At 67.1% G+C, this 22,221-nt stretch carries 16 protein-coding genes and 1 tRNA gene; 12 read left to right on the plus strand and 5 right to left on the minus strand.

Features of this window, described 5'->3' with window-relative positions; translation table 11 throughout:
- Positions 1-21 precede the first annotated feature (21 nt).
- Both HLG70_RS28685 and HLG70_RS28690 read right to left on the minus strand, forming a co-directional pair.
- A complete protein-coding gene (locus HLG70_RS28685; protein ID WP_171666803.1) occupies positions 22-1,215 on the minus strand; it encodes an acyl-CoA dehydrogenase in 1,194 nt (397 codons plus the stop codon).
- Between the two features lie 130 nt (positions 1,216-1,345).
- On the minus strand, positions 1,346-3,028 hold the full coding sequence (locus HLG70_RS28690; RefSeq protein WP_171666805.1) for a thiamine pyrophosphate-binding protein: 1,683 nt from the start codon (positions 3,026-3,028) through the stop codon (positions 1,346-1,348).
- A 168-nt stretch (positions 3,029-3,196) separates the two neighbouring features.
- Between HLG70_RS28690 and HLG70_RS28695 the strand changes: the two genes are divergently transcribed.
- The 4 genes from HLG70_RS28695 (at position 3,197) to HLG70_RS28710 (ending at position 6,366) form a co-directional block, all read left to right on the plus strand.
- Positions 3,197-4,102 (plus strand): LysR substrate-binding domain-containing protein, encoded by a 906-nt coding sequence (locus HLG70_RS28695; protein ID WP_171666807.1) that lies wholly within the window; start codon positions 3,197-3,199, stop codon positions 4,100-4,102.
- Positions 4,103-4,118: 16 nt separating this feature from the next.
- A complete protein-coding gene (gene xerD, locus HLG70_RS28700) occupies positions 4,119-5,099 on the plus strand; it encodes a site-specific tyrosine recombinase XerD (protein WP_171666809.1) in 981 nt (326 codons plus the stop codon).
- Positions 5,100-5,145: 46 nt separating this feature from the next.
- Positions 5,146-5,634 carry a Cys-tRNA(Pro) deacylase gene (gene ybaK, locus HLG70_RS28705; RefSeq protein ID WP_171666811.1) on the plus strand — a complete coding sequence of 163 codons (489 nt, stop codon included), beginning with the start codon at positions 5,146-5,148 and terminating at the stop codon, positions 5,632-5,634.
- Between the two features lie 153 nt (positions 5,635-5,787).
- The gene (locus HLG70_RS28710) at positions 5,788-6,366 is read left to right on the plus strand and encodes a DJ-1/PfpI family protein (RefSeq protein ID WP_171666812.1); all 579 of its coding nucleotides are present in this window, start codon (positions 5,788-5,790) and stop codon (positions 6,364-6,366) included.
- A gap of 76 nt (positions 6,367-6,442) precedes the next feature.
- On the opposite strand, the gene adhP is transcribed toward HLG70_RS28710, so the two are convergent.
- Positions 6,443-7,468 carry an alcohol dehydrogenase AdhP gene (gene adhP / locus HLG70_RS28715; protein WP_171666814.1) on the minus strand — a complete coding sequence of 342 codons (1,026 nt, stop codon included), beginning with the start codon at positions 7,466-7,468 and terminating at the stop codon, positions 6,443-6,445.
- 256 nt (positions 7,469-7,724) lie between these two features.
- Here adhP and HLG70_RS28720 point away from each other — a divergent pair, with 256 nt between their 5' ends.
- Entirely contained in the window at positions 7,725-8,114 is a 390-nt protein-coding gene (locus tag HLG70_RS28720) for a ribbon-helix-helix domain-containing protein (protein WP_171666816.1), read from the plus strand.
- Between the two features lie 78 nt (positions 8,115-8,192).
- Here HLG70_RS28720 and pbpG read toward each other — a convergent pair whose 3' ends face one another.
- Positions 8,193-9,386, minus strand: a complete 1,194-nt coding sequence (gene pbpG, locus HLG70_RS28725) for a D-alanyl-D-alanine endopeptidase (RefSeq protein WP_234103282.1) — start codon at positions 9,384-9,386, stop codon at positions 8,193-8,195.
- A 311-nt stretch (positions 9,387-9,697) separates the two neighbouring features.
- Positions 9,698-9,772: transfer RNA gene (locus HLG70_RS28730), tRNA-Arg, on the minus strand.
- Between the two features lie 349 nt (positions 9,773-10,121).
- On the opposite strand from HLG70_RS28730, the gene HLG70_RS28735 reads away from it, so the two are divergent.
- The 7 genes from HLG70_RS28735 (at position 10,122) to HLG70_RS28765 (ending at position 21,995) form a co-directional block, all read left to right on the plus strand.
- Positions 10,122-11,327 carry an MFS transporter gene (locus tag HLG70_RS28735; RefSeq protein WP_171666818.1) on the plus strand — a complete coding sequence of 402 codons (1,206 nt, stop codon included), beginning with the start codon at positions 10,122-10,124 and terminating at the stop codon, positions 11,325-11,327.
- 31 nt (positions 11,328-11,358) lie between these two features.
- Positions 11,359-11,517, plus strand: coding sequence for a hypothetical protein (locus HLG70_RS28740; RefSeq protein ID WP_171666820.1), 159 nt, complete (start codon positions 11,359-11,361; stop codon positions 11,515-11,517).
- A 63-nt stretch (positions 11,518-11,580) separates the two neighbouring features.
- Positions 11,581-14,244 (plus strand): PD-(D/E)XK nuclease family protein, encoded by a 2,664-nt coding sequence (locus tag HLG70_RS28745; RefSeq protein WP_171666822.1) that lies wholly within the window; start codon positions 11,581-11,583, stop codon positions 14,242-14,244.
- A gap of 3 nt (positions 14,245-14,247) precedes the next feature.
- The gene (locus tag HLG70_RS28750; protein WP_171666824.1) at positions 14,248-17,697 is read left to right on the plus strand and encodes a UvrD-helicase domain-containing protein; all 3,450 of its coding nucleotides are present in this window, start codon (positions 14,248-14,250) and stop codon (positions 17,695-17,697) included.
- Positions 17,698-17,793: 96 nt separating this feature from the next.
- The gene (locus tag HLG70_RS28755; protein WP_171666825.1) at positions 17,794-18,300 is read left to right on the plus strand and encodes a sigma-70 family RNA polymerase sigma factor; all 507 of its coding nucleotides are present in this window, start codon (positions 17,794-17,796) and stop codon (positions 18,298-18,300) included.
- Complete coding sequence (locus tag HLG70_RS28760) at positions 18,287-19,291, plus strand: FecR family protein (protein WP_171666828.1); 1,005 nt, start codon at positions 18,287-18,289, stop codon at positions 19,289-19,291. The genes HLG70_RS28755 and HLG70_RS28760 overlap by 14 nt, the downstream gene beginning before the upstream one ends.
- Before the next feature lie 301 nt (positions 19,292-19,592).
- On the plus strand, positions 19,593-21,995 hold the full coding sequence (locus HLG70_RS28765; RefSeq protein WP_171666830.1) for a TonB-dependent siderophore receptor: 2,403 nt from the start codon (positions 19,593-19,595) through the stop codon (positions 21,993-21,995).
- The last annotated feature ends 226 nt before the right edge of the window (positions 21,996-22,221 follow it).

A 22,221-nucleotide genomic window follows, 5' to 3' on the forward strand; every position in this document is an offset into this window, starting at 1 on the left:
TCGGCTACGCCGGGCAGGCGATCAATAGAACGCCTGGATGCCCGTTTGTGCGCGGCCCAGGATCAGGGCGTGCACGTCGTGGGTGCCTTCGTAGGTGTTGACCACTTCCAGGTTCACCAGGTGGCGGGCCACGCCGAACTCGTCGGAGATGCCGTTGCCGCCCAGCATGTCGCGGGCCAGGCGGGCGATGTCCAGCGCCTTGCCGCAAGAGTTGCGCTTCATGATCGAGGTGATCTCGACGGCGGCGGTGCCTTCGTCCTTCATGCGGCCCAGGCGCAGGCAGCCTTGCAGGGCCAGCGTGATCTCGGTTTGCATGTCGGCCAGCTTCTTCTGGATCAGCTGGTTGGCGGCCAGGGGGCGGCCGAACTGCTTGCGGTCCAGCGTGTACTGGCGGGCAGTGTGCCAGCAAGCTTCGGCGGCGCCGATGGCGCCCCAGGCGATGCCGTAGCGGGCGGAGTTCAGGCAGGTGAACGGACCCTTCAGGCCGGACACGCCGGGCATCATCTGGTCGGCGGAGATTTCCACTTCGTCCATGACGATTTCGCCGGTGATCGAGGCGCGCAGACCGACCTTGCCGTGGATGGCCGGGGCCGACAGGCCCTTCATGCCCTTCTCCAGGATGAAGCCGCGGATCTTGCCGTCGAAGTCGCCGCCGACGCACTTGGCCCACACCACGAACACGTCCGCGATGGGCGAGTTGGTGATCCACATCTTGTTGCCGGAAACCTTGTAGCCGTCGGCCGTCTTGACGGCGCGGGTTTCCATGCCGCCGGGGTCGGAACCGTGATTGGGTTCGGTCAGGCCGAAGCAGCCGATCCATTCACCGCGGGCCAGCTTGGGCAGGTACTTCTTCTTTTGCTCTTCGCTGCCGAATTCGTTGATCGGCACCATGACCAGCGACGACTGCACGCTCATCATCGAGCGGTAGCCGGAGTCGATGCGCTCGACTTCGCGGGCGATCAGTCCGTAGCTGACGTAGTTCAGGCCGGCGCCGCCGTATTCGACGGGGATGGTGGCGCCCAGCAGGCCGAGCTCACCCATTTCGGAGAAGATTTCCGGGTCGGTCTTTTCGTTGCGGAAGGCGTTCAGCACGCGCGGACCCAGCTTGTCCTGCGAATAGGCATAGGCGGCGTCGCGCACCATGCGTTCTTCGTCGGTCAGTTGCTGGTCCAGCAACAGGGGGTCTTGCCAGTGAAATGAGGGGTTCGAGGACATGCTGGGTCTCCGCTATGGGTTTCCGTGATCGGAATCTAGAAAGTTTAAACCTAAAATAATTCGGGCGGCAAGTTGGGGTTTGCACGGCGGCGCGCCTGGGCGCGCCGCCGGTTTGACGCCCGTTCAGGTATCAGTGCTGGGCCTTCAATGCCGCGTCGCGGATCTTTTCCAGGGTCGTGGACGGGCTGATGGTTTCCGGGTCGATGAAGCAGTGCAGGATCGCCGGCTTGCCGCTGGCCAGCGCCCGTTCGAATGCCGGACCGAACTGCTCGGTGGTCTCGACGCGTTCGCCGTGGCCGCCAAAGGCGCGCGCGTAGTCGGCGAAGTCGGGGTTCTTGAGCTCGGTCGCGGAAATACGGCCGGGGTAGTGCTTTTCCTGGTGCATGCGGATCGTGCCGTACATGCCGTTGTCCACCAGCACCACGATGACCGGCAGGTCGTACTGCACCGCCGTGGCGAACTCCTGGCCGTGCATCAGGAAGCAGCCGTCGCCGGCGAAGCAGACCACGGTCTTGTCGGGCCAGACGCGCTTGGCGCCTACGGCCGCCGGCAGGCCGTAGCCCATCGAGCCCGAGGTGGGCGCGAGCTGCGTGCCAAAGCGGGTGAACCGGTGGAAGCGGTGCAGCCAGGTGGCGTAGTTGCCCGCGCCGTTGGTCATGATCGCGTCCGCGGGCAGCGTTTTTTCCAGATAGGCCATGACCTGGCCCATCTGCAGCGCGCCCGGCGTCGTGATGGTTTTGGGGTCGCTCCACTTCAGGTACGACTCGCGCATGGCCTGGGTGCCTTCGGCCCAGACGGGCTTGGCGGGCGCTTTCAGGCCGCCCAGCGCCGCGGCGAAGGCGGCGGGCGAGGTATTGATGGCGAGCGTGGGGCGGTACACCCGCGCCAGTTCGGCGGTGTCGGGATGCACGTGCACCAGCTTCTGCTTGGGCACCGGGATGTCCAGCAGCGTGTAGGCCTGGCTGGGGTTTTCCGACATGCGGCCGCCGACCAGCAGGATCAGGTCCGCGTCGGCCACGCGCTTGAGCAGCGCGGGGTTGATGCCCAGGCCCACGTCGCCGATGAAGCAGGGGTGGTCGGCCGGGAACAGCATCTGGCGGCGGAACGACACCGCCGTGGGCAGCGAGTGCAACTGCGCGAAATCGGCGAATTGCTGCACGGCGCGGGCATCCCAGCGCGTGCCGCCCAGGATGGCGACCGGATTCCTGGCGTCCGCCAGCAGTTTTTCCAGGTCGGCCAGCTGGCCGGCCGTGGGCGAGGATTCGATCAGTTCGTAGCGCGGGGCGTCAGCCACCTTGGCCGCTTCGACCAGCATGTCTTCGGGCAGGGCGATCACGACCGGACCGGGACGGCCGGAGGTGGCGATGTGGAAGGCGCGCGAGATCAGTTCGGGAATGCGCTCGACCTGGTCGATCTCGGTGACCCACTTGGCCTGCGTGCCGAACACGGCGCGGTAGTCCATTTCCTGGAAGGCTTCGCGTTCGCGCATGCTGCGCTCGATCTGGCCGACGAACAGGATCATGGGGGTGGAGTCCTGCTTGGCGATATGCACGCCGGCCAGCGCGTTGGACGCGCCCGGGCCGCGGGTCACCATGCAGATGCCGGGCTCGCCGGTCAGTTTGCCGTGGGCATCGGCCATCATGGCCGCGCCGCCTTCCTGACGGCACACCGTAACCTTGATATCCGCATCGTGCAGACCGTCCAGCACCGCCAGATAGCTTTCGCCGGGAACGCAGAAAACATGTTTGACGCCCTGGGCGACCAGTTGGTCGACCAGAATGTGACCGCCAAGGCGGGAATCTTGCTGGGGCATGGTGGTGTCGTGGTTAGCCTAGGTTGGAACTCCCGAGCATATGTTCCCTGGGCGCACAACGCAATTGATAAAATTGCACAATCTATTGATCCTCCGGCACGTAGTGCCTGTTGCGCCGCGGCTTGTGGCGCGCCCCGGCCCAGGCCGGTTCCTGGCGGTATCCGCTCCATGAGAAACGGCATTCCCAATCTGAGCGCCCTGCAGGCGTTCGAAGCCTCGGCCCGCCTGGGCAGCTTTTCGCGCGCGGCCGAGGAACTGTCCCTGACGCACAGCGCGATCTACCGGCAGGTTGCCAGCCTGGAGTCGCGCCTGGGAGTGCAGCTCTTCACCCGGGTGCGGCGGCGCATCGTGCTGACCGACCATGGGGCGGAATACGCCGGCCGCATCCGTCACCACCTGGACCAGATCGAGAAAGACACTTTCGGCCTGGTCAGCCGGACCGGCATGGGACGCAGCATCCATATCGCCGTGGTGCCCACGCTGGCCACGACCTGGCTGATCCCGCGCCTGGCGGATTTCCAGCGTGAACACGGGGACATCACCGTCAGCCTGTCGGTGCGCACGTTGCCCTTCCAGTTCAAGGACCAGCCCTTTGATGGGGCGCTCTATCACGGGGACGGGCTCTGGCCGGGGACCCAGGGCGTGCTGCTGTTCCCGGAGCGCGAACTGGTGCCGGTCTGCGCGCCGGAACTGGCCGCCCGCGTGGCGGAGCCGGGCGCGAGCGCCCTGTCCGGCATGACCCACCTGCACCTGGCGTCCCGGCCGGACGCCTGGCGGCAGTGGTACGGCGCCAACAGCCACCTGTACGGTCCGCAGGCGGCGGGCGGGCCGCGATACGAACTTTTCACGATGGTGATGGCGGCGGTGCAGGCCGGACTGGGAGTGGGGCTGATGCCGCGCTTCCTGGCGCAGCCCGCGCTGGACCAGGGGACGCTGGCCATGCCGGTGCCGCAATCGCTGACAGTCAGCCAGGGGTATTACTTTGGCTATCCGCAGCGCAGCGAACGCTCCGAGGCGCTCAAGCTGTTCGAGAGCTGGCTGAAGTCGGCCGCCGCCGGCGTGGGCGAACGCTGAGCCGTAGAATTCCATCATGTCCATCGCCCGCCCGCCACTTGCTTCCCAGGCCGATATCGACGCCTTCATCGACGCCGTCTGGCTGGAGGACGGCCTGTCGGCCAACACGCTGGCCGCCTACCGGCGCGACCTGACCGGCTTTGCGCGCTGGCTGGAGGATCCGGACGCCTACGCCCGGGAAATGGCCGACCGCCATGGCGAGGCTGGCGCCCATGCGCTGCCCGCCGGCCCCGCCAAGCCCTTGTGCGATGCGCAAAAAGCCGACATCGAAGCCTGGTTCGCCTTTCGCCATGAGGAAACGCGCGCCACCACCGCTAACCGCCGGCTGGCCGCGCTGCGCCGGTTCTACGCCTGGGCCCTGCGTGAACACCGTTCCGAGCGCGACCCCTGCCTGACGCTGATCGCCGCCAAGCAGCCGCCCCGCATGCCCAAGACCTTGTCCGAGCCGCAGGTCGACGCCTTGCTGCGCGCGCCCGACCTGGGCCAGGCCCGGGGCCTGCGCGACCGCGCCATGCTGGAAATGCTGTATGCCACGGGCCTGCGCGTATCCGAGCTGGTCGGCGTGCGCGCCCTGGACGTGAGCCTGAATGAAGGCGTGGTGCGGGTGGTGCAGGGCAAGGGCGGCAAGGACCGGCTCGTGCCGCTGGGCGCCGAAGCCGCGCACTGGATCGACCAGTACCTGAAAACCGCTCGTCCTGAACTGGCGGCGGGGCGCGTCAGCGATGCGCTATTCATCACCGGCCGCGCCGAAGCGATGTCGCGGCAGGCGTTCTGGCAACTGGTGAAGAAGTACGCCTTGCTGGCGGATGTGCACGCGCCCTTGTCGCCTCACGTGCTGCGGCATGCATTCGCCACGCACCTGCTGAACCATGGCGCGGACCTGCGCGTGGTGCAGATGCTGCTGGGCCATGCGGACATTTCCACCACGCAGATCTATACGCATGTGGCGCGCGAGCGCCTGAAGGCGCTGCACGCGGCGCATCATCCGCGTGGCTAGCCGCCGGCCCGCGCTCTTACAATTTCCATTTTTACCCGGCATTCCCATGAGCAAAGCCCGCCACGTTTCCGAAACGCCCGCCACCCAGTTTCTCAAGCAGAACAAGGTGGCCTACTCCGAACACACCTACGACTACGTGGACCACGGCGGCGCCGGCGAAGCCGCGCGCCAGCTGGGCCTGGATCCGCACGCGGTGGTGAAGACGCTGGTGATGGAAGACGAGTCGGCCAAGCCGCTGATCGTTGTCATGCATGGCGACCGCGAGGTCTCCACCAAGAATCTGGCGCGCCAGGCGGGGCTAAAGAAGGTCGAGCCTTGCAAGCCCGAAGTCGCGCAGCGCCATTCCGGCTACCAGGTGGGGGGCACGTCCCCCTTCGGCACACGCAAGAAGATGCCCGTGTGGGTGGAAGCCGAGGTGCTGGAGTATCCGGTGGTCTACATCAACGGCGGGCGCCGCGGCTATCTGGTGGGAATAGATCCCAAGGTGCTGGTCAGCGTGCTGGGCGCCAAGCCGGTATCCGTGGCGCTGGAGTAGGGCGCGCGGGTCTGGCCCGGCGCCGGCCCCGAGGTATCCCGCTACCACCTGACGCTGCTCCGGCGCAGGCACAATGGACCGAGAACATCAAGAACCGGAGCCCGGACCGTCGGGTAGCAAACCGGCCGCAACGCTCAACCCAAGGAGACGATCATGAGCAAAAGACTGTTGATGCTGGTCGGCGATTACGCCGAGGACTACGAGACCATGGTGCCGTTCCAGACGCTGCTGACGGTGGGACACACGGTGCATGCGGTCTGCCCTGACAAGAAGGCCGGCGACACCATCGCGACCGCCATCCATGACTTCGAGGGCGCGCAGACCTACACCGAGAAGCGCGGCCACAACTTTGCGCTGAACTACGATTTCGACCGCGTCGAGCCCGCCTCCTACGACGGGCTGGTGATACCCGGCGGACGCGCGCCAGAGTACCTGCGCCTGAACGAAAAAGTGCTGGATATCGTGCGGGCCTTCGACCAGGCCAAAAAGCCTATCGCGGCTGTCTGCCACGGCGCGCAGCTGCTGGCCGCGGCGGGCATCCTGAAGGGCCGCACCTGCTCGGCCTATCCCGCCTGCGCGCCTGAAGTCCGGCTGGCGGGCGGCACGTACGCCGAGATCGGGATCGACCAGGCCTATACCGACGGCAACCTGGTGACGGCGCCGGCCTGGCCTGCCCATCCGGCGTGGATGTCGCAGTTCCTGGCCGTGCTGGGCACGAAGATCGCGCTCTGACGCGCGGCGGTTGGAATGCAAAGGCGCCTGGGGCGGCACATGCCGCCCCAGGCGCCTTTTTCCTGCCGTGCCGGGATCAGGCGAAGTCGAGCACGATGCGGCCTTCGATCTGGCCCTTCTTCATGCGGTCGAAAACGTCGTTGATGTTCTCCAGGCTTTCAGTGGCGACCGTGGCGTGCACCTTGCCTTCCTCGGCGAATTGCAGGGACTCCTGCAGATCCAGCCGCGAGCCGACGATGGAGCCGCGCACGGTTACGCCGTTGAGCACCATGTCGAAGATCGACAGCGGGAAGTCTCCCGGTGGCAAGCCGTTCAAGGCCACCGTTCCGCCGCGGCGCACCATGCCCAGCGCCTGCTCGAAGGCCTTGGGCGACACGGCCGTGATCAGCGCGCCATGCGCGCCGCCGATTTCGCGTTTCAGGTAGGCAGCCGGATCGGTGGTCTTGGCATTGACCGTGACTTCCGCGCCCAGCCGGCGGGCGAAGTCCAGCTTGTCGTCATCGATATCCACGGCGGCTACGTTCAGGCCCATCGCGCGGGCGTACTGCACCGCCATATGGCCCAGCCCGCCGATGCCCGAGATCACCACCCAGTTGCCCGGGCGGGTGTCGGTCATTTTCAGGCCCTTGTACACGGTCACGCCTGCGCACAGCACGGGGGCGATCTCGACGAAGCCCACGTTCTTGGGCAGCAGGCCAACATAGTCGGCGGCGGCCAGCGCGTATTCGGCAAAGCCGCCATTGACCGAGTAGCCGGCGTTCTGCTGTTGCTCGCACAGCGTTTCCCAGCCGCCGAGACAGTGTTCGCAGTGTCCGCAGGCGGAATACAGCCAGGGGATGCCGACGCGGTCGCCTTCCTTTACATGGGTGACGCCGGCGCCCACCGCCACGACGTGGCCGACGCCTTCGTGGCCGGGAATGAAGGGCGGATTGGGCTTGACGGGCCAATCGCCTTCAACGGCGTGCAGGTCCGTGTGGCAAACGCCGCAGGCCTCGATCTTCACCAGCAGTTCGCCCGGACCCGGGCGCGGCACTGCGACTTCTTCGATTACCAGGGGTTTGCCGAATGCTCGTGCAACTGCGGCCTTCATGGTCTTGTCCATCATTACCTCCGAAGTCTGGTCAGTTTCACTATGCTCGAACGCGCACGCTTTCGAGACCATGATTTATATCAATCTGCGCGGGATCGGCGGCGCTCGGGAAACGTGTGGTTTCAGAATCGGCGGCCCGGCGTCCCAAACGGCCTAGACCGTCCTCTGGGGGCGGGGGCGTCTTGCCGGCGGCTTGCCAAACGTCGTACAGTCAACCGCAGGCGCACCCGCCCGGGCGGGCGTCTTGCCCGGTGTCCCAGGAGTTCTCATGTGTGAAATTTTCATCCGCGCCAGCGAGCAGTCGTATGCCTCCGAAACCCGCTCCCTGCGTCTGCATGGCGTGGCGACCAGCCTGCGGCTGGAGCACCTGTTCTGGCAGGTCCTCGAAGAGATCGCGGGGCGCGACGGCATGCGGGTGACGCAGCTGATCGAACGCCTGTACGACGAACTGGTCGAGTATCGCGGAGAGGCCGCGAACTTCACCTCTTTCCTGCGCGTATGCTGCCTGCGCTATCAGCTGCTGCAGGCCGAAGGCCGGATCCCGCTGGACGCGGGCGTGCCTATCGGTTCCCTCGATGCGCAGGCCGTGCTCGAGGGCCTGCCGCCCTCGCTGTACGACGCGCAGCCGCTGTCCCCGAAACGCCGGGTGGCGGCGTAGCCGCCACGGAACGCGCGACATGAAAAAGGGCCCGATCCGATCGGGCCCTTTGCATACGGCGCGGTACTCAAGCAGGCATCAGCCGCCGGATTGGATCGACGCCAGCGCCACTTCGCTTTGCACGATGCGGCGGATACGCACGGCGTCGCCGATGCGGGACAGCTTGCCTTGAGAGTCCAGCAGCACGATGGCCAGATCGCGGCCGTTGATGCGTGCCAGCATCACCAGGCACTCGCCCGCTTCGTTGATGTAGCCGGTCTTGGACACCTTGATGTCCCAGTCGGGCTTGCGCACCAGCAGGTTGGTGTTGCGGAACGTTTGCGTGCGGTTGTTGATTTCGACCTCGTACTCCGTATCGGTGGAGTAGCGGTGGATCAGCGGGCGCTGCGAGGCCGCGCGCAGCAGACGCGCCAGATCATGCGGCGACGACACGTTGTTGCTGGACAGGCCGGTGGGCTCGATGAAGCGCGTGCTGCCCATGCCCAGCGCCTGCGCCTTGGCGTTCATGGCGGCCACGAAGGCGGGCAGGCCGCCCGGATAGTGGCGGCCCAGCGCGTTGGCGGCGCGGTTCTCGGAAGACATCAGCGCCAGGTGCAGCATGTCGCCGCGCGACAGCTTGGTGCCCACGCGCAACCGCGAGGTGGTGTGCTTGAGTTCGTCGACGTCCTCGTCGGTGATCTCCAGCATTTCATCCATGGGCAGGTTGGCGTCCACGACCACCACGGCGGTCATCAGCTTCGAAATGGAAGCGATGGGACGCACGACATTTTCATTCTTGGCGAAGATGACCGTGGAGGTTTCCAGGTCTTGCACGTAGGCGGTGCTGGAGCGCAGCGCGGCCGCTTCGGCCCGCGCCGAGGCGGCGGGCGGCGGCATGGCGGCGCCGGCGGCGGCAGCCGCGGCGCGCTGCGCGCGCGAAGGCTTGTCCGCCTTGCCGCCCTTGCCGGTGGCGCCCGCCTTCTTGGGTGGGGTGCCTTTCGCGGCGACTTGCCTGCCGCCCTTGGGCGGCGCCGCCTTTTTGCCGGAGGAGGATTTAGGCGGTGCCTTCTTGGCGGCCGGCGCGGCCTGCTTGGCGGAGGCGCCTTTGCCGGAGCCGGCCTTGGGCGCCGGGGCCTTCTTTGCTTGTTGCGCCTTGCAAGCCGCCGATTTGGCGTTGGTCTTGCAAGGATCGGAATTCTTGGCGGCTTGCGCGGCGAAGGGCAGGAGCGCGCACACCGCCAGCGCGGCAGGCGCTATCGCGTTCGCAATTGCACGTTTCCAGGAAAAGGCCATGGTTTGAGCAGGCTTGTCGGTCTGTGAACAAATATTTCTTAAGCCGGCATTACGTCGGTTCAGGAAAAGTCCAGATGAATTAGAGGCTTACGCGTCGAATTTAAACAGCAATTTCAAGTTGCACGCAAGGCGATTCGCTATCATCGCTGAAAAAAATAAAAGTGACGTATTGACGCGGCAGCAATTCGTCACAAGACGCGTCACGAGAAGCTAACGGCGCGGCGCGCGTGAGCGTAGCCCGGATTAACCCTCATCTGGCTGAACGTGCGGTATTTCGGGGGGGAGGTGCGGCGTCGGAGCCGAGGCCGGGTTGGCCTCGCCGGGTGGAATCGAACCACCAATTGACCCTTAGGAGGGGCCGGTTATATCCATTTAACTACGGCGAGACGTGTGAAGCAGGGGGGCAGGACCGGCCGCGAGGGCGGGTTTCCGCTGGCTTTTCGAAGCGTATTCGAAGAGTTTTCAAAATAAGGTCTTGATAACGCTGCGAATCTTGCGAGCCAGAGTTTATCACCGCCGGCGCGGGTTTCGGAGCAGGACGCAAGTCTATCAGCAGCCGGGGCAAGCCCCAAATCAAAGGGCCGCCTGGCGTATCGGCGCTCCTTCGAAGCACACTCGCCGACGGGGGTATTCCCGAGGGCAGTCGCGGACTTGTATATGATGTCCAGGTCCTGCCTGAGAGCGGGGCCGCCCCGGGAGGGGGCGCATAGCCAAAAACAACGAGACACGGATTTCATGTCCAGCCAAACCGATACGATTTCCGCACGCACCATCGCCTTGGGCACCCTGGTCGTGCTGCTTGCCATGGGCGTGCGCGCCACTTTTGGCCTGTTCATGCAGCCGATGGGCCTGGCGCACGGCTGGGGCCGCGAAGTGTTCTCCATGGCGTTTGCCTTGCAGAACCTGGTATGGGGCGTGGCGTGCATCTTCATGGGCATCCTGGCCGATCGCTACGGATCGGGCCGCACCATCGCGCTGGGCGCGGTGCTGTACATGCTGGGCATGATAGGCACGCGCTTTGCCACCGACGAGGCAACGCTCTACCTGAGCGCAGGCGTGCTGGTAGGACTGGGGCAGGCGGGCACCACCTTCCCCGTGATTCTGCCGGTCGTGGCGCGCGCCGTGCCGCCGGCCTACCGCAGCACGGCGATGGGCATTGCCAGCGCCGGCGGTTCGCTGGGCCAGTTCGCCATCGTGCCTACCGGTCAGTTGCTGATCAGCGGATTGGACTGGTCGGGCGCGCTGTGGGTGCTGTCGCTGTTCGTGGCCTGCGCGGCGCCGCTGGCCTACTTTCTGCGCGGCCGTCCGCAAGCGCATTCCGGGCCCCAGCAGTCGCTGGCTTCGGCCGTCAAGCAAGCCGTGCGCCATCCGTCCTTCCACTTTCTGTTCTGGAGCTACTTTGTCTGTGGCTTCCACACCGCATTCATCACGCTGCACCTGCCGGCCTACGTGACCGACGGGGGCTTGACGGCCGGGCAGGGCGCCACCGCGGTCGCGTTGATCGGCCTGTTCAACGTCGTGGGTTCTTTCTACGCGGGAAAGCTGGGCGGCAAATACAGCAAGAAGCGACTGCTGGCGGTGGTCTATTTCATGCGGGCATTCGGCATCCTGCTGCTGCTGTCGATGCCGCTGTCGCCGTGGGTGCTGTATGCCTTCGCGGCGTGGATGGGCCTCTTCTGGCTGGGCACCGTGCCGCTGACGCAGGGGCTCATCGGGCAGATCTACGGCCTGCGCTATGCCGCCACCTTGTCAGGCATCGTCTTCCTGGGCCACCAGTTGGGCAGCTTTATCGGCGTCTGGCTGGGAGGCTACGCCTATGCCAAGACCGGCAACTACGATCTGGTCTGGTGGCTGGGCGTGGCGCTGGCCGTCATCGCGGCCTTGCTGTGCCTGCCCGTGCGCGAGCAGCCGGTGACCCCGGCCCAGCCGGCGACGGCCTGAGGCCGGCCTGCGCCCAAGGAGCAACCCCGCCATGACGCCCGCCCCGCATCCCGCCGTCCGCCGCCATCGAGGCTGGCGCACCGCTGGCGTGCTGGCGCTGGCGGCCGTGCTTGGCCTGGCATTCTGGGGCTACACCACGCCCGAAATGCAGATCCACTGGGAAAACCTGGCCGCCCTCTGCGGTTTCTAGCCGGATTCCCCCTCCTGGCTCGCGGTATCCTACGGCGGAGAAAATCTCCGCCTATGGGTGCCCATGCAGGACGCATCGCTTTCCTATTCCGATCTATCGCTGCCGGATATCGCCGGCCTGCCCGCCGCCGACACGCTGGTGCTGACGGTGAACAACCGCCTGTCGCGCCGGCTCACGCTTGAATTGGCCGGCCTGTTGCGCCAGGAGCGCCAGGTCAGCGAGCTGCCGCGCATCCTGCCGCTGTCCGCCTGGCTGGCCGAATCCGCCAACGAACTCGCGTTCGAGGCGGACGACGACGTGCCGGCCTACAGGCTGGACAGTTTTGCCACGCAGCTCGTGTGGACGGAGGCGATCCGTGCCGAAGAGGCAGAGCGCGTGCTGCTGGACGCCAGCCAGGCCGCGCGGCTGTCCATGGATGCCGACCTGCTGATGGACGAATGGGAACTGCAGGTGCCGTCGGGCGCGGATACCGACGAATACCGCGGTTTTGCGAAGTGGCGCGTGCGCTATCGCCAGACTCTGGCAGGCATAGACGCCGAAGACGCGAACCAGGGCTATGCGCGTGTGCTGCGGGCGCTGGAAGACGGCCGGCTGGCCACGCCCCGGCAACTGGTGCTGGCCGGATTCACGGACATCTCGCCGCGCTTTCAACGCTTGCTGCGGGCCTTCGAGGCGCAGGGCACCGACGTGGCGCAATGGCGCGACGCCCAGCGCGTGGAAACCACGGCCAGGCGTTTCGAGGCGGCCGACCAGGGCGCGGAGTGGCGCGCCGCGGCGGCCTGGGCCGCCAGCCAGCTGAAGGCGCATCCCACTGGCCGCTACGCCATCGTCTCGCCGCAACTGGAGGCGGAATCGCCCTTTGCGCGGCGCGTGCTGAGCCAGGCCCTGGCCGGACGCGACGGCGCGCCCGCCCTCGCGTTCAACGTCGCGGTGGGACGCCCGCTGGATGAGTGGCCGATGGCGCGCGCCGCGCTGGCATGGCTGCGCGCCCTGGCCGAATGCGCGCCGGGCAAGGGCTGCGGCGTGGACGTGCTGGGCGCCGCCTTGCTGGCGGGGCACTGCGCAAGCGACGTGCGGGACCGCGCCCGCCTGGCGGCGATCGACGCGCGCTGGCGGCGCCAGGCCCGGTTGCACGTCAGCCCTCAGGATCTGCGCAAGCTGCTGGCCGATATCCCGGCACTGGCGCAGGCCTGGAACCAGGCCATGGAAATCTGGACGCAAGGCGGCCGCCAGGCCACGTGCGATGTCTGGATGCTGCGCATGAAGGCCGCGCTGATGGCGCTGGGCTTTCCGGGCGAAGCCGCGCTGGACAGCGTGGGCTATCAGGTGATGGGCGCGCTGGGCGATGCCTTGGGCAGTTTTTCCGCGCTGGCGCCGGCCGCCGGCCGCCTGGGCGGCGTGGCCGCCGTGAACCTGCTGGAGAGCGTGGCGCGTTCCTCTTCGTTCCAGCCGCAGCGCGACCCGCTGGCGCGCCTGGACGTGCTGGGCCTGCTGGAAGCCGAAGGCGGCTATTGGGACGGCGTGTGGATGCTGGGCCTGACCGACGACGTGCTGCCCGCTTCACCCAAGCCGAACCCTCTGCTGCCGCTGGCCGTGCTGCGCCAGGCCAGGGCGCCGCGCGCCACGCCCGAACGCGAGCGCGAATGGGCCGAAGGCATGTACGCGGCGCTGTGCCGCTGCGCGCCAGAGATCATCGTCAGCCATTCCCACATGGACGGCGAACGCGAGTTGCGCCCGTCGCCGCTGATAGCGGCCACGGCCCTGACGGATTGGACGCCGGCGCAGCCCGAGAGCCAGGCCAGCTTGTCGCAGGAGTCGCTGGACGACACGCGCGGGCCGCCGCTGGCCGCGGGCAACCGGGGCGGGGGCGGCCTGGACGTGCTGGACACGCAGGCGCGCAATCCCCTGTGGGCCTTCGTGCGCCACCGCCTGGGCGGGCGGGAGCTTGCGCCCTATGCCGATGCGGCCACCGTGAACGTGCGCGGCCAGTTCCTGCACAAGGCGCTGGAGCTGGTGTGGGGCATGATGCCCGACCAGGAAACGCTGCATGAATTGCTTGCCACCGGTCGTCTGGGCGCGCTGCTGGAGCAGGCCGTGGCGCAAGCCGCCGATGAAGAACTCAAGGAGTACGCGCCGGCCCTGCGGGAGCTGGAGTGTCAGCGCGCCCACGCCGTGCTGGCGTCCTGGCTGGACATGGAAGCGCAGCGCCTGCCGTTCGCCGTGGCGCAAGTGGAGAAAAACCATCAATGGCAGCGTGGCGCGCTCACGCTGAAGCTGCGGCTGGACCGCATCGACAGCCTGGCCGACGGCCGCAGCGTCATCGTCGACTACAAGACCGGCGTGGCCGCCGCCAAGCCCGAGCCGGACTGGTCGCGCAGCCGCCCCGTGAATGTCCAGCTGCCGTTCTACGCATCCGTGCTGGCCGACGCCGCCGGCGGCGAAGCCGCGGGCCTGGTGCTGGCGCAGATCCATGCGCGGCAGGTCGCCGCGCAAGGCCTGGCCGACGAAGACCTGGGCATGCCGGGCGTGACCCTGGCCAGCGAAAGCAAGTACTTCGATGGCCTGTCATGGCCCGAAATCCGCCAGCGCTGGCGCGTGGCGATCGAGGCGCTGGCCGATGAATATGTCGCGGGGTATGCGGCCAACGTGGCCTACCGCCGGGATGACCTGAAATACTGCGATGCATTGCCGTTCCTGCGTTTGCATCTGGACGACGAGGACGCCTAAGCCATGGCTGAACAAGAACGCCTGCCGCAGGACCACGCAGCCCGCGCCGACGCGCTGGACCCGACCCGATCATTCTTGGTCCAGGCCCCTGCGGGCTCGGGCAAGACCGAGTTGCTGACGGACCGCATCCTGGCCCTGCTGGCCACGGTGAACCGTCCGGAAGAGATCGTCGCCATCACCTTCACGCGCAAGGCTGCATCCGAGATGCACGCGCGCGTGCTGAGCAAGCTGCGGCGCGGGCTGGACGCGCCGCCCGAGGCCCTGCATGAACGCCGCAGCTGGGAGCTGGCCCGTGCGGCGCTGGCGCGCAATGCGGAGCAGGGCTGGCATCTGCTGGACCACCCCGCGCGCCTGGCCATCCGTACCATCGACTCCTTCTGCGCGGGGCTGGTGCGCAGCATGCCCTGGCTGTCGGAGCTGGGCGGCATGCCCGACATCACGGACGATGCCCGCTCGCACTACGAGGCCGCGGCCCGCGCCACGCTGGACCTGGCCGACGATTACGAGGCCGTGCGCATCCTGCTCAAGCACCTGGACGTGGACGTGCAGGCGGCCAAGGACGCCATCGCCGACATGCTGGGGCAGCGCGACCAATGGCTGCCGCTGTTGCGCCATGGTTCCGATCGCGAGGCCATGGAGGCCACGCTGGCCGAAGCCATCGGCGAAGACCTGGACGCGCTGAGCGCCGCCATGCCTTACGGCTGGGCCGAAGCGCTTTGCGGTCCGGCGCGCCTGGCCGCCGCCCATCTGCAGGACGCCGATGAGGACAACAAGCTTCTGGCGCTGCTGGACTGGACGGAAGAACTGCCGCCCGATGCCGAGCTGCTGGATGCATGGCGTGCCGTGGCGCATCTGCTGCTGACCGGCACGGGCTCATTGCGCAAGACGGTCAACAAGAATCTGGGGTTCCCGGCCAAGTGCGCGCACAAGGAACCGTTCGTGGCCTGGCTGGAAGGCGCGGACGGGCAGGCGGCCTGGGTGCGCCGGCTGCACTCGGTGCGCGATATTCCCGCGCCGCATTTCACGGACGCGCAATGGGAAGTGCTGGGCGCCCAGCTGATGACCCTGGCGCTGGCCGTGGCGCAACTGCGCCTGCGCTTTGCCGACAAGGGCGAGGTGGATTTCATCGAGATCGCGCAACGCGCCGCGGCCGCGCTGGGCAGCGCCGATGATCCGGGCGAACTGCTGCTCAAGCTGGATGCTTCCATCCGCCACCTGCTCATCGACGAATTCCAGGACACCAGCCAGACGCAGCTGGACCTGCTGCGCACGCTGACTTCCGGCTGGCAGGCCGGCGACGGCCGCAGCCTGTTCCTGGTGGGCGATCCGATGCAGTCGATCTACCGCTTCCGCAAGGCGGAAGTCGGCCTGTTCCTGGAAGTGGCGGACAGAGGCGTGGGCGAACTGGAGCCGGATTTCCTGAACCTGACGGACAATTTCCGTTCCCAGGCCGGCATCGTGGATTGGGTGAACCGTTCGTTCGTCGAATTGCTGCCCAAGCGCAGCGATGCCGGAGCGGGCGCGATCGCCTACAGCCCGTCCACCGCATTCCACGAGGCTTTGCCGGACCCGGCGGTGCGCTTTCATCCGGCCTGGTCGCGCGAAGGCGCGGCCCCGCCCGAAGAGCAGGCCGAGGACATCGCCGTGGGACTGGTGCGCCAGGCGCTGATCGATCACAAGGGCGCCAGGCACCCCGTGGCGGTGCTGGTGCGCGCGCGCAGCCATCTGGGCAATCTGACCCGGCGGCTCGCGCAGGAGGGCATCCGTTGCCGTGCGGTGGATCTGGTGCCGCTGGCCTTGCGGCCGGTGGTCGCGGACCTGGTGCAATTGGTGCGGGCGCTGTCGCATCCGGGCGACCGGCTGGCCTGGCTGTCGGTGCTGCGCGCGCCGTATTGCGGCCTGACGCTGGTGTCCTTGCAGCGCCTGTTTGGCGACGATCACGTCACGCCGGTGCCGGTCTTGCTGGAACGCGCGCTGCGCATCGTGCCGCAGATTGCGACCGTGACGGCGGAGGCGCCGCCGCAGGGGGCGCTGTTCGACGCCGCGCCCGCGGAACCCGAATCGCCTGGCGCGCAGGCTTTGCTGGGCGCCGACGAGTTCGCGCGCTTGCGCCAGGTGGCGGCCGTCCTGCTCGACAAGCGAAACGCATCGGGCGCGATGCCGTTCGCGGCGTGGGTGGAGTCGCTGTGGCGCCGCCTGGGCGGCCCGGGCCTGTATGCGGGCCTGTCCGTCGCCAATGACGCGGAAAGCCTGTTCCAGCTGGTCGAACGCCTGGCGCCGCACGGAAGCATCGATGTCGCCGCGCTGGATGCGGGGATCTCGCGCCTGTTCGCCGCACCGGACGCGGCGGACGAAGAGGAAGGCGCGGTCGAGATCATGACCATGCACAAGTCCAAGGGCCTGCAGTTCGAAACGGTGATCCTGTACGGCCTGCACCGCGCGCCCCGCGGAGATCAGGCGCCGCTGGTGCGCTTCGAGCAGAGCGCGGGGCGCGTGCTGTTCGGCCCCGTCAAGCCGCGGGCGGAAACCGAGGCCGATCCCGTGTCGCGTTATCTCGGCGCGCGCGAGGCGCGGCGCGCGTCGTATGAAATCGACCGGTTGCTGTATGTGGCCGCGACGCGGGCCCGCAAGCGCCTGCACCTGGTGGGCCATGTGTCGGTGGACGAGGCCAGCGGCCAAGCCAAGACGCCGCCCTCCGCCAGCCTGCTGGGACGCCTCTGGCCTTGCCTGTCCACGCCGGTGCCACCATCGCTGAATGGCGAAACCATCCCCGAAACCGCCGATGCGCCAGAGTGGCAGGGCGAGCCCTTGCGCCGCGTGGACAGCACGGGCCTCGCGCACTTGTCGCGCTTGGCCGACGTGACCGTGAGCCCCGGCTTTGCCACCGCGACGCGGGGCGCCTGGGGCGACAGCGGCGAGCATCCCGCCTGGCAGCTCGAAGCCGGCTACGACGCCGCCATCGGCACGCTGGCGCATGCATGGCTGGCCCGCATCGGGCAGGACGGCGTGCAAGCCTGGCCGGCGGACACGCTGGCGCAGCGCCTGCCCGCCATGCGCAGGCAGCTGACGCGCGCGGGCATCCCGGCAAGCCAGGCGGACGCCGCGTCGGAAGCGGTGCTTGAAACCCTGCAGGCCACCCTCGCGGACGAACGCGGCCTGTGGCTGCTGTCGCAATCCGGCGCGCGCCGCGAGTGGCCTCTCATCGACGCCGCGGGCAAGGTGTCCGTGATCGACCTGGCGCTCAGCACCGAAGACGGCTGGCTCATCGTCGACTACAAGACAGGCCGCCCGCACCCCGGCGAATCTCCTCCGGCGTTCGCAACCCGCATGCGCCAGCGTCACGGCGAACAGCTGCTGCGCTACTGCACGCAGGTGACCGCGCTTGACGGCCGCGTTGCGCGCGCCGCGCTGTACTTTCCGCGCGCGAAGGCCTGGATCGATCTGGCGGGTTGAGAGAGCAGGGGCTGAAAGCTCTGTCATGGTGTTTGTGTAAATAGAAATCATTTGCGACAATGCGCCAACTTAAAGCTGTCAGTCCGCCCTTTCTTCATGCCCTCCCGCTCCGCGCAGCCTTTCGCCTGGCTTGCGCATTACCGTGAACTTATCCGCGCTTGCATGCGTCGTGGCCACGAGCGCCACGACGTGGAGGACGCCGTGCAGGATGCGGTGGTCGGCATGCTGGAGCAAGGTACCGGCGGGGTGGACGATCCCGGCGCCTACCTGCGCCGCAGCACGCGGAACGGCCTGATTGATGGCCACCGACGCCGCGCGCTGCGGCAGGCCTCGCCGCTCGATGATCTGGAAGAGGGCGAGCATCCGCCTGCGCCCGGCCCGGAGGCCGCGGCGCGCGAAAGGCAGTTGTCCGAGGCCCTGCTTGCCGCGTTGGACGATTTGCCGTTGAAATGCCAGCAGGTGTATATCTGGCACCGGCTGGAGGGCTGGAGTCATCCCGAGATCGCGGCCCACATGGGCCTGTCGCGCAGCATGGTGGAAAAATACATGACGCGCGCCCTGCGCCATCTGAGTGAACGTTTGCAAGACTATGCGCCCAATTGACTCCCGGTCCTCCGTTCCCGCCCCCGCGGTGCGCGACGCGGCCGCGCAGTGGTTCGCGCGCGTGCATTCCGGCGAGGCAGGCGCCGAGGACCTGCAAGCCTGCAAGGCGTGGCGCGGCGCCAGTCCTGAGCACGACACCGCCTACCGCCAGGTGGAGTTTGCCTGGCAGGCCACATCGCTGGCGCCGGAGCCGGCGTTGCGGTCGATCCTGAATCGTCGCGAGCCTGCTGCGCGTCCCGTTCACGCGGTTCGCCGGCGGCTCGCATTCGGGCTGGCCGCCTCCGCGGCGTTGGCGGTGGCAGCCGTCGCTGCTCTGGACACCGGCTGGTGGGAAGGAGCGCCCCCGTATCAGGCGCAATTCGAGACGGCGCGCGGCGAGCAGCGCCTGGAAACCTTGCCCGACGGTTCGGTGATCGAGTTGAACACCGGTACGCGCCTGGACGTGCGTCTGTACGCAGGCCGCCGCGAGGTGGTCTTGCGCTCCGGTGAAGCAATCTTCATGGTGGCGCCCGACGCCGACCGGCCGTTCGTGATCGACGCGGGCCTGGGCGAAGTCCGTGTGACCGGCACGCGCTTTGACGTGCGGCGCGATGCGGAAGCGCTGACCGTGGCGGTCGAGTCGGGTTCGGTGCGCGTTACAACCGGTCCCTGGTGGTGGCGCGAACGCGCCGACCTGCAGGCGGGCGCCGGGGTGCGCGTAGACGCGTCGCGCAGGCTGGGTGCGCCTGCGCCGGCGGATGTGGCGGGCATGACGGCATGGCGACGGGGGCGCATCGTATTCAACGGAATTCCGCTGGCGCAGGCGGTGGCCGAGATGAACCGCTATCTGCGCCATCCGCTGGTGCTTGAGGACGATTCCCTGGCGGGCCTGCGCATCGCGGCCACGCTCAGCGTGACCGATCCCGATGCCATTCTGCAAGCGCTTCCCTCCATTGCTCCGCTGCGCATCGTCGAGCGCGCCGACGGCGCGCACGTCATTGTGCGCCGCTGAAACCCTGGCGGCGTTTGCGTCTTCGTCAGCGGCTCTTTTCGGTGCTGTTACAAAATAGTTCTCATTTTTATTCCGGTGATAGGGCGGGCTGGCCGTCTTTAGGGCAGGGGAAAGGGCATAGCCCCTTCCGGGATCCTTTGGCCAAAGGGATTGGCGCACCCGCGCCTTGCATACACTAGGAAAGAGCTGGACCGTGAAGATTCTTGTCACCAAAGGGCGCGCTCAGCCGCGTCCGCTTCGCCGCGCGCCGATGGCCGCCGCCGGCGCCTTGGCAATAGCGCTGATGCTGGGCGGGGGCGCAATGCCTGCGACAGTCCGGGCGCAGGACACCGCCATTCATCTGAACCTGCCGGAGCAGCCCCTGGGCCGGGCGCTGCTGCAATTTGGCGAGCAGGCCTCGCTGCAGGTTTTCTTCATGCAGGATGCCGTGGCGGGCTTGACCGCCCCGGCGTTGTCCGGCCTGTTGACGCCGGCCGAAGCCCTGGGTCGGCTGCTGCAAGGCACTGGCCTGGAATATGCGCGCAACGGCGCCAATGTGACGGTATCGCGACGCGACGGCGCGGCGATGATGGACGCCGTGCAGGTGACGGGAGACGGTATCGCCAGCGAGGGGCGCGACACGTACACCGCCAACTACGCCTCCCTTGCGCGGGGCGTGTCGATCCGCGAAACGCCGCAGTCGATTTCGGTCATGACGCGCCAGCGTATTGATGACCAGGCGCTGATCAGCGTGGGCGATGTGCTGGGCCAGACCACCGGCATGACCGTGGTGGCGGCGGACAACGGCGAAGTCAGCAAGGTCTATGCGCGCGGTTTCGCTGTCGAAAGCATGATGATCGACGGCGTGGCGCTTGACGGCTATCAGCAGAAGTACTTCAACCCTAATCTGGCGATGTACGACCGGGTGGAAGTGATACGGGGCGCCGATGGCCTGTTCTCAGGCACGGGCGAGCCGGGTGGCGCCATCAACCTCGTGCGCAAGCGTCCGCTGGCCTATAGCCAGGTCAACCTGACCACCTCCGCCGGCAGTTGGGACAACTACCGCGCCGAGGTGGACGCAACGGGCCCGCTGGCGGCCAACGGCAAGCTGCGCGGCCGCGGCGTCGTGGCCTATCAGGACCGTGATTACTTTTACGGCAACGCTGACGCCAGCAGTCAGTTCGTCTACGGCATCCTGGAGGCGGACGTGGCCGAACGCACCAAGGTGGCCATCGGCGGCAGCTACGAAAAGCGCAAGACCACGCCGTGGCAGAGCGGCTTGCCGCGCAGCCCGGACGGAGCGGATCTGGGATTGCCGCGCCGCACGGTGCTCAACGCCAGTTGGAACAATCTGGAAAGCGATCACAAAGAAATCTTCGCGCAGATCGAGCAAGGCCTGGGTCGCGACTGGAAGCTGAAGCTGGATGCTCAGTACATCAATCGCAAGTCCTACGAGGAAAGCGCGGACGGTTATGGCGCGGTGGACCCCGCAACGGGCATGGGCAATCGCATGGACGTCTGGGCTTTCGATTTCGACAATGAAGTAAAGGCGCTGGACCTGAGCCTGAGCGGCAACTTCGATCTGCTGGGCCAGACCCACCAGTTGCTGATCGGCGGCGACTGGCGCCAGGTGCGCCACTCGAATGCCTACTACGCCGCCGATTACGAGACCGATCCGCCCGAAGTTCCAATCAGGGAATTCAGCCCCGGCATCGTGCCGCGGCCTTCGCGATTCTGGAAAAGCAATGACTGGCCTGACTTCGGCGCCAAGCAGTACGGCGTCTACGGGCGGATCAAGCTCAGCCTGAGCGACCGGGTCAAGATCTTTGGCGGAGGTCGCCTGTCGACCTACGATTACATCAGCCCTTTCAAGCGCTACAACAGCAGCGGCGACGTCACCACCAGTTCGGTCACCACCTACCGCGAATCCGGCATATTCACGCCCTATGGCGGCATGACCGTCGACCTGAACGAGCAGTGGACCGCCTACGGCAGCGTGACCATGATCCACAAATCACAGGCCAACCGCCTGAGCGGCCCGATTCCGGGTTCACCGCTGGACGCCATCACCGGTAAGAACTACGAGATCGGCCTGAAAGGCGAGCACGGCGGCGGCCGCCTGAACAGCGCTTTCGCGCTCTATCGCATCGAACGCAAGGGCGAGGCGGTGCGCGATCCCAGCTATCCCAGCACCAATGTCGGCAACGAGGGCCTGAACTGCTGCTGGCTGCGGCAAGGCAATGTGCTCAGCGAAGGCTTCGATGCGGAAATCACCGGGGAACTCATGCCGGGCTGGCAACTCGCCGCGGGCTATACATACAACCGCAACCAGAACCAGAACACCAGCAGCGTCTACAACTCCGTGACCCCGCGGCACTTGTTCAAGCTGTGGACCACATACCGGCTGCCCGACACCCTGTCCGCCTGGACCGTCGGAGGCGGCGTGACGGTACAGAGCGCCCACTACGTGAGCGGAACCGCCCGCAGCTACAACGCATCCTCGGGCAAGTACGACGGTGCCAGCGTTCCCTTCAACTTCACCCAGGCAGGCTACGCCGTCGCCAGCGCCAGCGTCCAGTACGCCTTCACCCCCAATTGGAAAGCAACCCTGAACATCAACAACCTCTTCGACCGCACCTACTACAAGACGATGGGCACCAGCGGCAGCGGCAACTGGTACGGCGATCCCAGAAACTTCTACCTGACCCTGCGCGGCACATTCTGAAAAGCACGAGCGCCGAGAACCCCCGGACAAGCGCAGCGAAGTCCTCTGTCCGAGGAAAGCTGCCCCACCTGGAGCACAAAACGCGGCAAAGCGAAACGAGCCGCCCGGGCCAGCGCAGCGAAGCCCGCACCCCCTCCCCCTCGGGGGGAGGGCCGGGGAGGGAGCCCACATACCGCCCCTCGGGGCCCGCCGGCCGTGATTCGAGCAAGCAAGCGAAGCGCAGCTC

Source organism: Achromobacter deleyi (assembly GCF_013116765.2).
Lineage (GTDB): Bacteria > Pseudomonadota > Gammaproteobacteria > Burkholderiales > Burkholderiaceae_B > Achromobacter > Achromobacter deleyi_A.

Coding starts and splice junctions, on each gene's coding strand:
- HLG70_RS28685 (WP_171666803.1), bottom strand. CDS start 1,215: ATGTCCTCGAACCCCTCATTTCACTGGCAAGACCCCCTGTTGCTGGAC.
- HLG70_RS28690 (WP_171666805.1), bottom strand. CDS start 3,028: ATGCCCCAGCAAGATTCCCGCCTTGGCGGTCACATTCTGGTCGACCAA.
- HLG70_RS28695 (WP_171666807.1), top strand. CDS start 3,197: ATGAGAAACGGCATTCCCAATCTGAGCGCCCTGCAGGCGTTCGAAGCC.
- xerD (WP_171666809.1), top strand. CDS start 4,119: ATGTCCATCGCCCGCCCGCCACTTGCTTCCCAGGCCGATATCGACGCC.
- ybaK (WP_171666811.1), top strand. CDS start 5,146: ATGAGCAAAGCCCGCCACGTTTCCGAAACGCCCGCCACCCAGTTTCTC.
- HLG70_RS28710 (WP_171666812.1), top strand. CDS start 5,788: ATGAGCAAAAGACTGTTGATGCTGGTCGGCGATTACGCCGAGGACTAC.
- adhP (WP_171666814.1), bottom strand. CDS start 7,468: ATGGACAAGACCATGAAGGCCGCAGTTGCACGAGCATTCGGCAAACCC.
- HLG70_RS28720 (WP_171666816.1), top strand. CDS start 7,725: ATGTGTGAAATTTTCATCCGCGCCAGCGAGCAGTCGTATGCCTCCGAA.
- pbpG (WP_234103282.1), bottom strand. CDS start 9,386: ATGGCCTTTTCCTGGAAACGTGCAATTGCGAACGCGATAGCGCCTGCC.
- HLG70_RS28735 (WP_171666818.1), top strand. CDS start 10,122: ATGTCCAGCCAAACCGATACGATTTCCGCACGCACCATCGCCTTGGGC.
- HLG70_RS28740 (WP_171666820.1), top strand. CDS start 11,359: ATGACGCCCGCCCCGCATCCCGCCGTCCGCCGCCATCGAGGCTGGCGC.
- HLG70_RS28745 (WP_171666822.1), top strand. CDS start 11,581: ATGCAGGACGCATCGCTTTCCTATTCCGATCTATCGCTGCCGGATATC.
- HLG70_RS28750 (WP_171666824.1), top strand. CDS start 14,248: ATGGCTGAACAAGAACGCCTGCCGCAGGACCACGCAGCCCGCGCCGAC.
- HLG70_RS28755 (WP_171666825.1), top strand. CDS start 17,794: ATGCCCTCCCGCTCCGCGCAGCCTTTCGCCTGGCTTGCGCATTACCGT.
- HLG70_RS28760 (WP_171666828.1), top strand. CDS start 18,287: ATGCGCCCAATTGACTCCCGGTCCTCCGTTCCCGCCCCCGCGGTGCGC.
- HLG70_RS28765 (WP_171666830.1), top strand. CDS start 19,593: ATGCCTGCGACAGTCCGGGCGCAGGACACCGCCATTCATCTGAACCTG.